The sequence below is a fragment of the Anaerocolumna sedimenticola genome (assembly GCF_009931695.1).
GTDB lineage: Bacteria > Bacillota > Clostridia > Lachnospirales > Lachnospiraceae > Anaerocolumna > Anaerocolumna sedimenticola.
This window is the reverse complement of record NZ_CP048000.1, coordinates 4,094,314-4,108,971: the sequence shown is the minus strand read 5'-3', so window position 1 is coordinate 4,108,971 and position 14,658 is coordinate 4,094,314. Positions and strand designations below refer to the sequence as shown.

The 14,658-nt window shown below is 35.9% G+C and carries 12 protein-coding genes and 2 pseudogenes; 13 read left to right on the top strand and 1 reads right to left on the bottom strand.

Going from position 1 to position 14,658, the window contains the following annotated elements:
• Positions 1–4 precede the first annotated feature (4 nt).
• The 12 genes and pseudogenes from ruvA to Ana3638_RS26880 form a co-directional block, all read left to right on the top strand.
• Positions 5–628 (top strand): Holliday junction branch migration protein RuvA, encoded by a 624-nt coding sequence (ruvA, locus tag Ana3638_RS18245; protein ID WP_161839310.1) that lies wholly within the window; start codon positions 5–7, stop codon positions 626–628.
• A gap of 17 nt (positions 629–645) precedes the next feature.
• On the top strand, positions 646–1,650 hold the full coding sequence (gene ruvB / locus Ana3638_RS18240) for a Holliday junction branch migration DNA helicase RuvB (protein ID WP_161840623.1): 1,005 nt from the start codon (positions 646–648) through the stop codon (positions 1,648–1,650).
• Positions 1,651–1,838: 188 nt separating this feature from the next.
• Positions 1,839–2,246, top strand: a complete 408-nt coding sequence (gene zapA, locus Ana3638_RS18235; RefSeq protein ID WP_161839309.1) for a cell division protein ZapA — start codon at positions 1,839–1,841, stop codon at positions 2,244–2,246.
• 150 nt (positions 2,247–2,396) lie between these two features.
• A pseudogene (locus tag Ana3638_RS18230) lies at positions 2,397–3,344 on the top strand (peptidase U32 family protein); the annotation flags it as partial.
• 296 nt (positions 3,345–3,640) lie between these two features.
• Positions 3,641–4,864: a DUF3656 domain-containing U32 family peptidase gene (locus Ana3638_RS18225; RefSeq protein WP_330588047.1), complete on the top strand. Its 1,224-nt coding sequence runs from the start codon at positions 3,641–3,643 to the stop codon at positions 4,862–4,864.
• Between the two features lie 70 nt (positions 4,865–4,934).
• Positions 4,935–6,284 (top strand): FtsW/RodA/SpoVE family cell cycle protein, encoded by a 1,350-nt coding sequence (locus Ana3638_RS18220; RefSeq protein WP_161839306.1) that lies wholly within the window; start codon positions 4,935–4,937, stop codon positions 6,282–6,284.
• Positions 6,244–7,806: a peptidoglycan D,D-transpeptidase FtsI family protein gene (locus tag Ana3638_RS18215; RefSeq protein ID WP_246240352.1), complete on the top strand. Its 1,563-nt coding sequence runs from the start codon at positions 6,244–6,246 to the stop codon at positions 7,804–7,806. Before Ana3638_RS18220 ends, Ana3638_RS18215 begins: the two co-directional genes overlap by 41 nt.
• A 163-nt stretch (positions 7,807–7,969) precedes the next feature.
• Positions 7,970–8,422 carry an NUDIX hydrolase gene (locus tag Ana3638_RS18210; protein ID WP_161839305.1) on the top strand — a complete coding sequence of 151 codons (453 nt, stop codon included), beginning with the start codon at positions 7,970–7,972 and terminating at the stop codon, positions 8,420–8,422.
• 274 nt (positions 8,423–8,696) lie between these two features.
• Complete coding sequence (gene rpsB / locus Ana3638_RS18205) at positions 8,697–9,452, top strand: 30S ribosomal protein S2 (protein ID WP_161839304.1); 756 nt, start codon at positions 8,697–8,699, stop codon at positions 9,450–9,452.
• A 168-nt stretch (positions 9,453–9,620) separates the two neighbouring features.
• The gene (tsf, locus tag Ana3638_RS18200; protein WP_161839303.1) at positions 9,621–10,550 is read left to right on the top strand and encodes a translation elongation factor Ts; all 930 of its coding nucleotides are present in this window, start codon (positions 9,621–9,623) and stop codon (positions 10,548–10,550) included.
• Between the two features lie 545 nt (positions 10,551–11,095).
• Positions 11,096–11,338: a type II toxin-antitoxin system Phd/YefM family antitoxin gene (locus Ana3638_RS18195; RefSeq protein WP_161839302.1), complete on the top strand. Its 243-nt coding sequence runs from the start codon at positions 11,096–11,098 to the stop codon at positions 11,336–11,338.
• A gap of 83 nt (positions 11,339–11,421) precedes the next feature.
• A pseudogene (locus Ana3638_RS26880) lies at positions 11,422–11,550 on the top strand (type II toxin-antitoxin system death-on-curing family toxin); the annotation flags it as partial.
• A gap of 215 nt (positions 11,551–11,765) precedes the next feature.
• Here Ana3638_RS26880 and Ana3638_RS18190 read toward each other — a convergent pair.
• Positions 11,766–12,683 (bottom strand): glycosyltransferase family 2 protein, encoded by a 918-nt coding sequence (locus Ana3638_RS18190; RefSeq protein WP_330587645.1) that lies wholly within the window; start codon positions 12,681–12,683, stop codon positions 11,766–11,768.
• Between the two features lie 426 nt (positions 12,684–13,109).
• On the opposite strand from Ana3638_RS18190, the gene pdxR reads away from it, so the two are divergent.
• Positions 13,110–14,612 (top strand): MocR-like pyridoxine biosynthesis transcription factor PdxR, encoded by a 1,503-nt coding sequence (gene pdxR / locus Ana3638_RS18185; protein WP_161839300.1) that lies wholly within the window; start codon positions 13,110–13,112, stop codon positions 14,610–14,612.
• Positions 14,613–14,658 lie beyond the last annotated feature (46 nt).

Here is a 14,658-nt window from a genome sequence, read left to right as displayed (position 1 = left end):
ACATATGATATCATACATAAAAGGTGAATTAACGGAAATAAGTGAAGAAGGGATTGTGGTAGAGGCAAACGGCTTGGGATATGAAGTACGTATGCCCCTTTCTTCTTTAGATGACTTACCGAAGACAGGCAGCCTTATAAAGATTTATACCTATCTGCATGTCCGTGAAGATGCTGTAGGGTTATTCGGATTTTTAACCCGTGATGATTTAACGGTATTTAAGCTATTAATTACCGTGAATGGTATTGGGCCGAAAGGTGCTTTAGGTATTTTATCCGCAATTACACCGGATGATTTAAGATTTGCGGTGTTATCCGACGATGTAAAAACCATAGCAAAAGCACCAGGAATCGGAAATAAAACTGCAAGCAAACTGATTATAGAATTAAAAGATAAATTAAAATTAGAAGATGCCTTTGAACAGAAATTAATGAATCAGATGGATGGACAGCTGAAACTTACGGGAACAGAGTCAAATACGGGGGATGTAAGAAAAGAAACGATCGAAGCACTTACCGTATTGGGATATTCTGCTACCGATGCTGCTAAAGTAGTTAGAAACATTGAAATAAAAGATGGTATGACTGCGGAAGATGTCTTAAAGCAAAGTTTAAAAAGGTTAATTTGAAAGATATAGGGATTAATATGGGAAAACGTATCATTACAACGGAATTAATGGATGAAGACAAAAAAATAGAAAGTACTTTAAGGCCCCAGCTTCTGGATGATTATATCGGACAAACCAAAGCAAAAGAAAATCTTAAGGTATATATAGAAGCAGCAAAACAAAGAAAGGAATCCTTAGACCACGTACTATTCTATGGACCGCCGGGACTTGGTAAAACTACTTTAGCCGGAATCATTGCCAATGAAATGTCCGTCAATATAAAAGTAACTTCCGGTCCTGCGATTGAGAAACCGGGTGAAATGGCGGCAATTCTTAATAATCTCCAAGAGGGGGATGTTTTATTTGTAGATGAAATCCATCGTCTTAACAGACAGGTGGAGGAACTGTTATATCCGGCGATGGAAGATTATGCAATTGATATTGTTATCGGTAAAGGTGCTTCTGCGAAATCCATACGTTTGGATCTGCCTAAGTTTACGCTGGTAGGGGCAACTACCAGGGCGGGAATGCTGACACCTCCCCTAAGAGACCGATTTGGTGTAGTGAACCGTTTGGAATTTTATACCGTAGAAGAGCTTAAGGTCATTATTTGCCGGTCAGCTAATGTGTTCCAGGTTAAAATAGATGAAGAGGGTGCGCTGGAACTTGCCAGGCGTTCCAGAGGTACCCCCCGTCTGGCTAACCGCTTATTAAAAAGAGTCCGGGATTTTGCTCAGGTAAAATATAATGGATATATTACGAAAGAGGTTGCTGATTTTGCACTGGATTTACTGGAAGTGGACAAGCTGGGGTTAGATAATACCGACAGGGAGATTTTATTTACCATGATTGAGAAATTTGGCGGTGGCCCTGTTGGAATTGAAACCGTAGCAACCACAATTGGGGAAGATACCGGAACCATAGAAGAGGTATATGAACCTTATTTAGTTCAAAACGGTTTAATTCTACGAACACCCAGGGGGCGGGTTGTTTCAGAACTGGCTTATAAGCATTTTGGACTGTGCCAAGAAAAGCTTGTGTAACCGTAACAGATAGTTTATAATGGTATTTATCAGAAATTGTTTTCGGTTTTTGATAAAGTCCTGTTGTTATGACATGTATCAAGTTAAGCTTCTGTTGGTGCATGGACAGTAGGAGAATGGACAAGTTATTTAAATATTTAAGCAGCCTTTATTGACGGCTGGAACAATAAACTCTGAGAGGCGATTACATGAATAAGATGAACAATATCGAAGTAATCATTAATAACAAAAGATATACTTTACTTGGGTATGAAAGTGAAGAATACCTTCAAAAGGTTGCATCTTATATTAATAATAAACACATGGAATTTAAGAAACAGGATTTTTTTAAATCGCTGGATTCTGAGATGAAAAGTGTCCTTATGGAAATTAACATTGCGGACGATTATTTTAAAACCCGTAATCAGATAAAAGAAATAGAAAATGATAATGAGAGCAAAAGCAATGAAATTTTTGAATTAAAACATGAATTAATATCCGCTCAGACCAGGTTAGACGCTGCGACGAAAGAAATAGCAGCATTAAAACAGGAATTAAATGAAGCACAAAAAAATATCATTCGGTTAGAAACTGAATTAATGGATAAAAATAAATAGAAATAAAAGAATGTAGAAGCTGTTGCAAACTCATAGTTGATTCTGTCTACGTAAGATTAATCCATTACGTAAGGAATAACTATCTTTGCTACAGCTCATTTTTTAAACTTACGTTCAAAAGCAAATAATGAGTTAAGAAATGGAGAAACGATGAAAAATATTGAGATTTTAGCTCCGGCAGGTTCCTTTGAAAGTCTGGCAGCAGCAATCAATGCTTCCTGTGATGCCGTTTATATCGGCGGAACTAAATTCGGTGCAAGAGCTTATGCAGATAATTTAGAAGTAGAGAATATGTTATATGCGATTGATTACGTTCATACTCATGATAAAAAAATCTATATGACAGTAAATACTTTATTAAAAAATAAAGAGTTAGAGAATGAACTGTATGAATACATTTATCCATATTATAAGCAGGGATTGGATGCCGTAATTGTTCAGGATGTTGGGGTACTGCGGTTTTTGCATGAACAATTTCCGAATTTACCGCTTCACGCCAGTACCCAGATGACATTAACCATGGCGCAGGGAGCAGAAGTGTTAAAGGAGTTTGGAGTAACCAGAATGGTTACTTCCAGGGAATTAGGCCTTAAAGAGATAAAGAATATCAGGAATAATACGGATCTGGAAATAGAATCTTTCGTACACGGAGCCTTATGTTATTGTTATTCCGGTCAATGTCTTATGAGCAGTATGATAGGCGGGAGAAGCGGAAACAGAGGAAAATGTGCGCAGCCCTGTAGGATGCCATACCAGCTTATAGAGAATGGTAAGAATTTATCCGGTGCGGATGAAAAATATTTATTAAGTCCCAAAGATATCTGTACCTTAGATATGATACCTGAACTGATAGAGGCTGGTATTAATTCGTTTAAAATAGAGGGCAGAATGAAACGTCCGGAATATACGGCGGGTGTTACGGCTGCTTATCGAAAATATACGGATAAATACTTGGAGCTTGGTAAGGAAAAGTATGAAACTTATCTGAGTAGCCATAAAACTGAAATTGAAAAAGATATGATGAAATTACAGGATTTATATAACCGAGGCGGGTTTACAAGGGGTTATTATAAGGATAAGAACGGCAGAACCATGATTTCTCTTAACCGGCCTAATCATAGCGGTGTATTTATCGGTAAAGTGACTGATGTGAAAGGAAATAAAGCTGTCATTCTGTTATCTGAAGATATTAATACACAGGATGTACTGGAAATCAGGAATTCTTCTGAGAATCTCTATGAATTTACCGTTAAGTCAGATAATAATAAAGGAAATAGAATTGAGACAAATTTTCATAGAGGTTCTAATATAAAACCAGGTAATACAGTTTATAGAACCAAAAACAACAGGTTATTAAAGGATCTGGCTGAAGAGTATCTAAAGTACGAAAAAAAATACCTATTACCGGAGAATTAATAGTCCAGATAGGTAAAACATTAATTTTAAAGCTGCAATGCAGGGACACGGCCATACAGGTAGAAGGAGACATAGTAGAAGAGGCAAGCAACCAGCCGATGACAGAGGATAAACTCCGAAAGCAAATACAAAAAACCAATGATACTCCGTTTTCATTTCAGAATTTATCAGTTAACCTTTATGGCAACGCTTTCGTACCGGTTCAAAAACTAAACGAATTGCGGCGTACAGGGCTGACCGCATTATCATCTGCCCTAGCTGATAAATGCAGGAGAAAAGTTTTCAATAAACAGAAACCGGCTCAATTACACAATGACAGGAATCAAATTAATGAAAAATTGGGTATCAGCGTTGCCGTAAGTAATAAGGAGCAGCTTATGGCTGCTTGTGAAAGGAAAGAAGTTAATAATGTTTATCTGGAAAGCGATGCCGCCCCATTAATAAATTTATTGGAATTAACGGAGTACATTACGGAAAGAGGTAAAAAATGCTTTATAATTTTACCTCATATATTCCGGTCAGCGACTTACGAATATTTTTTAAAGAATAAAACCATATTGACAGACAATACTATAAATGGATATATTTTACGTAATTTTGAGGAATATTATTTTATTTCAAAAGAACTGCAAGACATAAACATTTTTAAAGAACTGATTACGGATTATAATCTTTATGTTATGAATCTACAGGCTGCGCAGTTTTGGAACGAGATGGGAATCTATAAGTTAACAGCACCATTGGAATTAAATTATAATGAACTGAAGGAAATGGCAGGAGTTTATAACGAAATTATCGTTTATGGCAGCATTCCACTGATGGTTTCGGCACAGTGTTTGGCCAAAACTATTTCGGGAGGTTCCAACACTAATTATACGAAAACCAGTGAATCTCCATGTTGTAAAAAGGAATTTAACAATACGGAGCTAACCGATCGTTATCAGGAAAGGCTTCCTGTAAAACGTCATTGCAGGGAGTGTTATAATACAATATACAATAGTAAACGATTGTCTTTACTTTCCAATGCGGCAGAAGTAAAAGGATTAAATACAAGGAATATACGTTTAAATTTTACTATTGAATCCTATGAGGAGACGAAAAAAATCCTGAAGTCATTTATTGATGTATATCAGCATGGCAGTAAGGAGTTTGATGAAATAAAGGAATTTACACGCGGACATTTTAAACGCGGAGTAGAATAAACGATTGGCTTAAATCAGAAATGGCCTTAGGGCCGGATACAGCTAATTACATTAAAGGGGGTGGGTACTTTTGGTAAATATAATTGTAGAATTCTCAAAATACCTTAATATTATATTAATTGCCATATATACTTACTATGCTTTTCGTGTATTCGGTTACAGCGATAAAAAGAAACAGAATAAAACTTACCGGAAAATGAGTTATCTTATATTTAGTTTTCATTTTATTTGTTACCTGATACTATATCTGACAACAAAAAATATAAAAGTTATTTTTCTGTATGGATTGGAATTAATTACTCTAATATTGGTTTTAACATTGTATCAATGGATTTATGTTAATCTGTCCAAACAGATACTTCATAATATGCTGTTTTTATTAACCATAGGTTTTGTGATGCTGACCCGATTGTCCTATGATAAAGCAGTAAAACAATTTATGATTGCTTCCGCTACCTTAGGGTTATGCCTGATAATCCCTTTACTAATAGATAAGATGAAGTATTTATCAAGATTAGGCTGGTTATATGGCATTGTGGGTATCTTAATGCTGTTATCCGTCCTTTTTTGGGGTGTGGAGAATTACGGTGCCACAAACTGGATTCGTATCGCGGGTTTAACCTTTCAACCCTCCGAATTTGTTAAAATTCTTTTTGTATTTGGCATAGCGTCCCTTTTATCTAAGAGAACAGATTTTCGGTATATTGTAGGGGTAACAGCCCTGGCAGCAAGTCATGTGTTGATCTTGGTTTTAGAGAAGGACTTAGGGGGAGCATTGATTTTTTTCATAACTTATCTGGTTATGCTGTTTGTGGCAACTTCTCAACCTCTGTATTTTTTTTCCGGATTATTGGCAGGCTGTGCGGCTTCCTATTTGGCATATCACCAATTTAACCATGTGAGGGTAAGGGTTATGGTTTGGCGTGATCCCTGGTCCATGATTGATAACGAAGGGTATCAGGTCTCTCAATCCCTATTTGCCATCGGTACCGGAGGATGGTTTGGAATGGGATTATTTAAAGGATTGCCTACCAGCATTCCGGTTGTTGACAGTGACTTTATATTTTCTGCCATATCGGAAGAAATGGGAGGTTTATTTGCGGTCTGCCTTATTTTAATCTGTATCAGCAGTTTTGTTATGTTTATTAATATTGCCATGAAATTAAATAATACATTTTATAAGCTGATAGCTTTGGGATTAAGTATTATCTACATTTTTCAGGTATTTTTATCCGTCGGTGGAGTAACTAAATTTATTCCTTCAACCGGTGTTACCTTGCCATTAGTAAGTTACGGCGGCAGTTCCATATTGAGCAGTATCATAATGTTTAGTGTGATTCAGGGACTTTATGTTCTGGGTCAGGATAGGAATGATAATATTGAAAAAAGAAAAAGAAAAAAGAAAATCGCAACTGAATAAGAGGAAAACAGATTATAAATCGGATCAGTTCAACACCTTAACACAGATTGTTGGTAAAAATGTTGATGAAGCAGAAGAAAATCTGCCTGAGAAGAAACCGGCTGCCAGTAAGAAGGAACAGACCAATAAAGAAATAATGCTGATTACTTATATTTTCATTGGGTTGTTTGTGCTTGTTTTGGGTTATATTACCAATTTTATGATTAGCGATAGTTCGGAGGTCATTAATAATGCTTATAACGGACGGCAGGATTTGTTGGCGGAACAGATAATCCGGGGCGACATCATTTCTGCGGATAGCAAAATTTTAGCACATACCGTAACAGAGAAAAACGGAAAAGAAAAGAGAGTTTATCCTTATGGAAGTATGTATGCGCATGTTGTCGGAAGATTTTCAAAAGGTAAAACCGGGCTGGAGGCATCGGAAAACTTTCATCTTTTAACGTCTAATAACAATGCAATCAGTAAAATGTTAAGGGAAATATCCGGAGAAAAAAATATAGGTGATAATATTATTACCACTCTGGACAGTAAACTCCAGGAAGCTGCTTATAATGCACTTGGTAATTACAAAGGAGCTGTAGTTGTTACAGAACCTTCTTCCGGTAAAATTCTTGCTATGGTTTCAAAACCGGACTATGACCCAAATAATATTGATACTTTATGGGAAGACTTATTGGAAGACAGTGATAATAATTCAGCACTTATTAACCGTGCTGCCCAAGGATTATATCCACCCGGTTCAACCTTTAAAATTCTTACTGCATTAGAATACATGAAAGAAAATCCGGATTATAAGAAATATACGTATAATTGTGTTGGAAAAGGTAAATTTAATGATGTAACCATAAATTGTTATAATAACAATGTCCATGGAAAAGAAGATATCATAGAGTCATTTGCAAAATCCTGTAATTCCTCCTTTGCCAATATCGGCATCACTTTAAATATATCTTCATTTCGTAAGTTATGTGATAGTTTTTTATTTAATGCACCACTACCCACCAATCTGGTATATAATCAAAGCAGTTTTGTTTTGAACTCGAAATCATCAAAAATGGAGATACCGCAGACCGTTATCGGGCAGGGAAAAACACAAATAACGCCGCTTCATAATGCTCTTATCGTTTCAACCATAGCCAATGGTGGTGTTATGATGAAACCCTATGTTGTAGATCATATAGAAAATCAAAACGGAAATATAACAAAAAAATATATGCCAGAAATGTACAAAACAGTAATTACACCGGATGAAGCCGGGATTTTGACGGACTTTATGAGAGAAGTAGTAAAACATGGAACGGCGTCTGCGTTAAATAATAATGATTATACCATAGCCGGTAAAACTGGTTCGGCGGAATATCAGGAAGATAAACCTGCCCATGCATGGTTTGTTGGATTTGCTCCGGCCGAAAAACCAGAAATTGCAGTTAGTATTATAGTTGAAAGTGTAGGTACTGGAAGTGAGTACGCCGTACCAATCGCTTCTGCTATATTTAAAACTTATTTTGATAATAAGTAATTTATTATGAAGAATTTAGGGGTAAGTTATAATTATATTAAGGAAAATTCTTGACAGCCTGGATATATTTGTTAGAATTGCATAAATATTAGTTGAACAATTATGTAAAATGATGTATACTGTTAGTAGGAAATCGACACACCAAAATACAGGAGGAATTGCGATGATTGAGGCAACGAGCTGTGGCGGTGTAGTTATATTCAGAGGAAAGATTTTACTACTGTATAAGAACTATAAAAACAAATATGAAGGATGGGTTCTGCCAAAAGGGACTGTGGAGGAAGGCGAAGAATATAAGGAGACAGCCATACGTGAAGTAAAAGAAGAAACAGGAACGGATGCTTCTATTATTAAGTATATTGGGAAAAGCCAATATACATTCAGTACACCGCAGAATACAGTAATAAAGGATGTTCATTGGTATTTAATGATGTCTGATAGCTATTACAGCAAACCACAAAGAGAAGAATATTTTATGGATTCCGGATATTACAAGTTTCATGAAGCATATCACATGTTAAAGTTTTCTAATGAAAAACAGATACTGGAACGTGCCTATAATGAATATGTGGATTTAAAAAAAAGTAATCTATGGGGTAACAAAAAATATTTCTAAACAAATTGATGGAGCAAGTGGAATTTAATTTTGAGAATTAATATGGAGTTAAAAGACAAGCCCTCGTGCTTGTCTTTTTTTAGGGGACTTGAGGACAATCTGTTGACAATTGAAATACACTGGAAAATTATTTAAAATAATGCTTGCCATATTTTGAAACCTATGATATAATTCTAATGCTAAATTGCACGTATGTTGATTTTTGGCACGGTGCCCGAAGGGTCTGCCGGAAAAACGATACATACGGAAGAAATCAACCAAATGGAGGACAATTATGAGCGTTATATCAATGAAGCAATTACTTGAAGCAGGTGTACATTTCGGACACCAAACAAGAAGATGGAACCCTAAAATGGCAGAGTACATCTACACAGAAAGAAATGGTATTTATATCATCGATTTACAGAAATCTGTAGGTAAAGTAGATGAAGCTTATTATGCAATTAAAAATGTTGTTGCAGAAGGCGGTAAAGTTCTTTTCGTAGGTACTAAAAAACAAGCTCAGGATTCTATCAAATCAGAAGCAGAACGCTGCGGTATGTATTATGTAAATGAAAGATGGTTAGGTGGTATGTTAACAAACTTCAAGACCATCCAGAGCAGAATTGCAAGATTAAAACAAATCGAAACTATGTCCCAAGACGGTACTTTCGAAGTTCTTCCTAAAAAAGAAGTTATCGAACTGAAAAAAGAATGGGAAAAACTGGAGAAAAATCTTGGCGGTATTAAAGATATGAAAACAATTCCTGATGCAATTTTCGTTGTAGATCCTAAGAAAGAAAGAATCTGCATCCAGGAAGCACATGTATTAGGTATTCCATTGATTGGTATTGCAGATACTAACTGTGATCCTGAAGAATTAGACTATGTAATTCCAGGTAATGACGATGCTATCAGAGCTGTTAAATTAATCGTAGCTAAGATGGCTGATGCTGTTATTGAAGCTAATCAGGGTACTCAGATGACTGATACTACTGATGATACGGTAGAAGCAGCAGAAGATAACACAGAAGAATTTGTAGAAGCATAGTGGTTATTCAGCCACCTGCGGTTCATATGAACAACGCATGCATGCGTTTCTGCACACAAAACATGCGGAAAACACATGTTTTGTGTGCGGATTAACTCGAAATTCTGTGGATTTCTCGAGTTAACTAAATAGTTATAAAGCATAATCAATAAATGGAGGTAAATTATCATGGCTATAACAGCAGCAATGGTTAAAGATTTAAGAGAAATGACCGGAGCCGGCATGATGGATTGTAAAAAAGCCCTTGCCGAAACCGATGGAGATATGGATAAAGCAGTAGAGTTCTTACGTGAAAAAGGTCTTGCAGCAGCTGAGAAAAAAGCTGGAAGAATTGCAGCAGAGGGAATCTGTGCAACTTCTATCAGTGAAGACGGCAAAACAGCTGCTATCGTAGAAGTTAACAGTGAAACAGACTTCGTAGCTAAGAACGAAACGTTCAGAGCATTTGTTACCGCAGTTGTTAATCAGGCAGCTAAAACATCCACTACTGATATTGATGCATTTTTAGCTGAAAAATGGGAATTAGATTCATCTAAAACCGTTAAAGAAGAGTTATCTTCCCAGATCGCTATTATTGGCGAGAACATGAACATCAGAAGATTCCAGAAAGTTGTTGCAGAAAACGGATTTGTTGAATCCTACATCCATGGCGGCGGACGAATCGGTGTTTTAGTTGAGACAGAATGTGCAGTATATAATGAAACGGCAAGAGAAGCAGCTAAAAATGTTGCTATGCAAATTGCAGCTATTTATCCTAAATACGTTCAAAGATCTGAGATTCCTCAGGATTATATCGAGCATGAAAGAGAAATCTTAAAAGCTCAGGCAATGAATGAAAACACTGGCAAACCAGAAAATATCATTGAAAAAATGATTGAAGGCCGTTTAAACAAAGAATTAAAAGAAATCTGCTTAGTTGATCAGGTATATGTAAAAGATGGTGACTTAACTGTTCAAAAATATCTTGATGCTGTATCCAAAGAACTTGGCACTCCTATTGCAATTAAGAGTTTCGTACGTTTTGAAACCGGTGAAGGTCTTGCTAAAAAAGAAGAAAACTTTGCCGATGAAGTTGCTAAGCAGATGGCAGGCAACTAGGATTTCTAAAGTAAATGCTGAACACCTAGAAAATGCAGTGTTTTCAATGGTTGGGGACGATTTTCAATAGAAAATTGGTTATCGTAATTAATCATAAAATATCGCAAAATATCATTCTGATTTGGGTAAAAGTTAGGTATGGAATTGGGTAAAGAAGTTTACCCAACCTCTTAACGAAGAGTTTGCATGATACTTAAGTCTAGGTAGGAAATGAAGCATTCGAATACACGAGAGTATTAGAATATTATAAGTTAAATAAACCGTAGCCTTATCTTTTAAGGTTACGGTTTTTTTGAAGAATGACAATGAGTTTTTAATCGAGATGTGACTTTTATTAGACCAATTTAGACTATCTATATATAGCCTTACAGTTTCATTAAGATATATTCCCTCAGTTATTTCTGTATATAATCCTTCGATATTTTCATTTCTCATTCCAAATTACTTCCGTCATCATTTTCCTATACTAAAATAATGTTCAAATTCTAGGTTGAATATATCCTAGGTTGAGCGTATAATAATATCATAGAAAGGATGGTGTTATTATGAAAGTTGATTTAAACAATTTAATATCAATAACAGAAGCAAATCAGAATTTTTCAAAGGTAGCTCGTATGGTAGACGAGAATGGCGCAGCGGTTATATTGAAAAATAATGCTCCGAGATACGTAATTATAGATTATAGTAAATTACAGGAAGATAAAGTTGCCGAGAATGAAATGGTAGAGAAAGCAGCAACAAAATATCTTTCTAAGTATGCGGAAGCCTTTGAGGAATTAGCAAAATGAATAAGTTAAGTAAAGAACAAATCTTAATGCCACATTCCATGTTAATAAAGTAATCTGGCGGTCTAGATGGTGTCAGAGATAATGGCTTGCTTGATATGGCAATGCATGCACCGTTTCAAATGTTCGAAAGTACGGAGTTATATCCATCGATACAAAGCAAAGCGGCTAGATTATGTTTCAGTATAATCAGTAATCATCCTTTAGATTGCTAAACAAATTGGAATGTAATTCCATATTTTTATAGTTCTTAACCGCCGAAAACTTAGTGTTTCCGGCGGTTTTCTTATGTTTAAGATTATCGCAGACTAACATATATATCAGGTTTTCAGTACAAGTTGGGTAAAAAGCTGGTACGAAAACTGGTATAATTCTGTAAAAACTTTGACCGGCGAAGTTTAACTCCGGGGTTTAGCGGTGGAATCATTGTTCAGTTACTATTTGCAACGTAATAGTTCATGTTTTCCAATGCCCATTCTTGGTTATAAGCATGGGTCGCCATTGAAATGGGATCATAAATGGATGCACAATAGGCAGTTCTTTGTCCTGCAGCGAGCTCTCTAAAAAACTCCAGGTATTTCCATTTGAATTTATTAACAAAAGGTTCATTTTTATAGGAATTACGATGGATATTAAAACAAGTAGTGGTAATTTTATCCTGCCTGCAGAATCCTTGTGCTATACATTCAGCACAGGGTATCATCTGTGTCATATCTATATCGATCAGCGGAATCATATTCGGATCACTCATATAACCCGCTTTGAAACTGGTATAGTGCATAACTCTTGGTGTAAGCTCCGCATCACCATAACAGGTTTCTTCACTCCAATAGCCTATCTGCTGTATTAATTCAGGCCTCATACCCATGCAGCACCCATGTACAAAATCCAGAGGCACATCTATTTGACCATTTGTAAGTTGGAGATAGGTAACACCGTTGCTTGAAATTGGTATAACTGGCGGATATATCGGAATGTATGGAGCAGTCCTTTGAACTCCCAATAATCCTACATCAGGAAAAGTATTAAATACCGCCATAAAGCGTGTAAGCCAATCTTTTGTTTTTATAACAACATCACTGTCAACAGAGAAAAAATATTGATCAGGCCTTCTCTTAGAGAGATTCAAATTTAACGCGAAAACTGGTCCCGAATTCACAGGCAGCCGTGTTTTTGACTTGATACGGCTGTCGTTTAACGACTGAAGATATTCCCACGTATCATCCTTGGAATTACTGTCAATGATATGCATTTCAAAATCTTCCGGTGTATCCAGTATGGATTTTAGGCTTCTTGCTGTTAAACCCATACGATTAAAGGTTATATAACTTAAAAAAGGTGGAACCATATAATCAACCCTTTCCATGTAATTTTAAATTACATTCTATTTTATGTCAGAAGTATGAAACAGTTGCAACTTTATTCTACAATAAAATACAAAATATGATATTTTATGAGTTTTCTTGATAAATGGACTAATGAAGAGCTGAAATTTGCCAGGAGGTAACTGAAGCTATGAATTCGTATTAATTGTATGGGATATTTAGAAAATTATATAGTTTCGAAAAAAAGCCCTATGAGATTACTCTCAAATGGGTATTTTTTATTCTTTGACATCACTTTTTTCTGGCAGAAGTTATTCTTATTGAAAAAGATGAGGCTTATAACGGGTTAACGGGAATTGGATGGTTGTAAAAATATAAATTGGATGTTGTAAACCGGTGTTTTGATTGATATAATGGCAAAAAGGTTGAGACCAAAGGGAGATATTGGTATGGATATATTATTAGATAAGACGTTAAAACAGCCAATTTATATTCAGATTTACGAACAGATAAGGCTCAAGATTATGTCCGGAGAAATGGAAGAAGGAACCGTTTTACCGCCGGAACGAAAATTAGCGGTGAAACTTGGTGTTAACAGAAGTACAATACTGAATGCATATAACCGTTTAAAAGCAGAAGAATTAATTGAATCCAGGGTTGGGCAGGGAACAGTGGTATCCGTTAATGCAGAAGAGAGGAATGAGATTGTAAAACCGAAATGGAATCAGCTATTTAATAATCGGTTGGATGACTTTAATAATAATATGATAAGCCGGTTGTTCCCATTACTTGGGAAGAAAGACATCATTTCATTTGCACTTGGAATGGCAAATCCCGATTTGATACCGGAGTTACCCTTTGCCGAATTAGCTGACATTACGAAAGATAAGGCAAACAGAGAGATTTTATCACAGACACCGGTGGCAGGAAATGAGGAACTCAGAGAGAATATCTGCAAATTGTTGGCTAAAGAAAGTATAACCTGTACACCGGAAGAAATTATGGTATTAACAGGTTCACAGCAGGGGATTGATATAGCAACAAGAATTATAATTCAGCCTGGAGATGTTGTAATTGTTGAAGCACCAACTTATTTTTTGGCATTAGAAAGTTTTAAATCAGCCGGAGCAAAAATCATTGAGGTACCAATAGATAATAATGGAATGCAGATGGAAGGGTTAGAGCAGCTATTTATAAAATATCACCCTAAATGCATTTACACAATTCCCAATTGTCAAAACCCATCCTCCTGCTCCATGAGCCTAGTAAGGCGAAAAAAATTATTGGAACTGGCATATCGGTATGACGTTTTTATTTTAGAAGATGATGCGTATGCCGGTCTTGGTTTTACCGGAAAAACATTACCAACTCTTTACCAGTTGGATACAAACGGATATGTTCTTCTGCTTAGAACTTTTTCAAAAACAATATGTTCCGGTATAAGACTAGGATATATGGCAGCTCATAAGAGAATGATAGCACAGTGCTGTTTCGTGAGGCAGAATATGGATATCCATCCCAATACTATATCACAGTGGTTGATTTGTGAATATATAAAGAGCGGTACTTATGAGGTACATTTAAAGAAAATAAAAGAAGAGTATTTAAAAAAATGTAACCTTATGCATAATGAGTTATTAAACCATGCACCAGTAGGTTTGTCATGGTCCAAACCATCCGGAGGCTACTATTTCTGGTGCCATTTACCGAAGGAAATAAGGACATCGGAATTACTGGTATTATGTATAAGAGATGGAGTAGCCTTTATGCCGGGGATACCATTTTTTACTTATGAAAATGGCGAAAACTACATGAGACTCAATTTTACTACCCCTACAGCCAGGCAAATTCAAAAAGGAATACCAATATTATGTTCCAATATGAAAAAATTAATAAATACGGATACAATGGAAAACAGATTAAGTCCAAGTAATTTTCTACCTCTCTATTGAAAGCTTGATACACCAATTTTCTTAAAACTATAAAACCTGTCTGTTT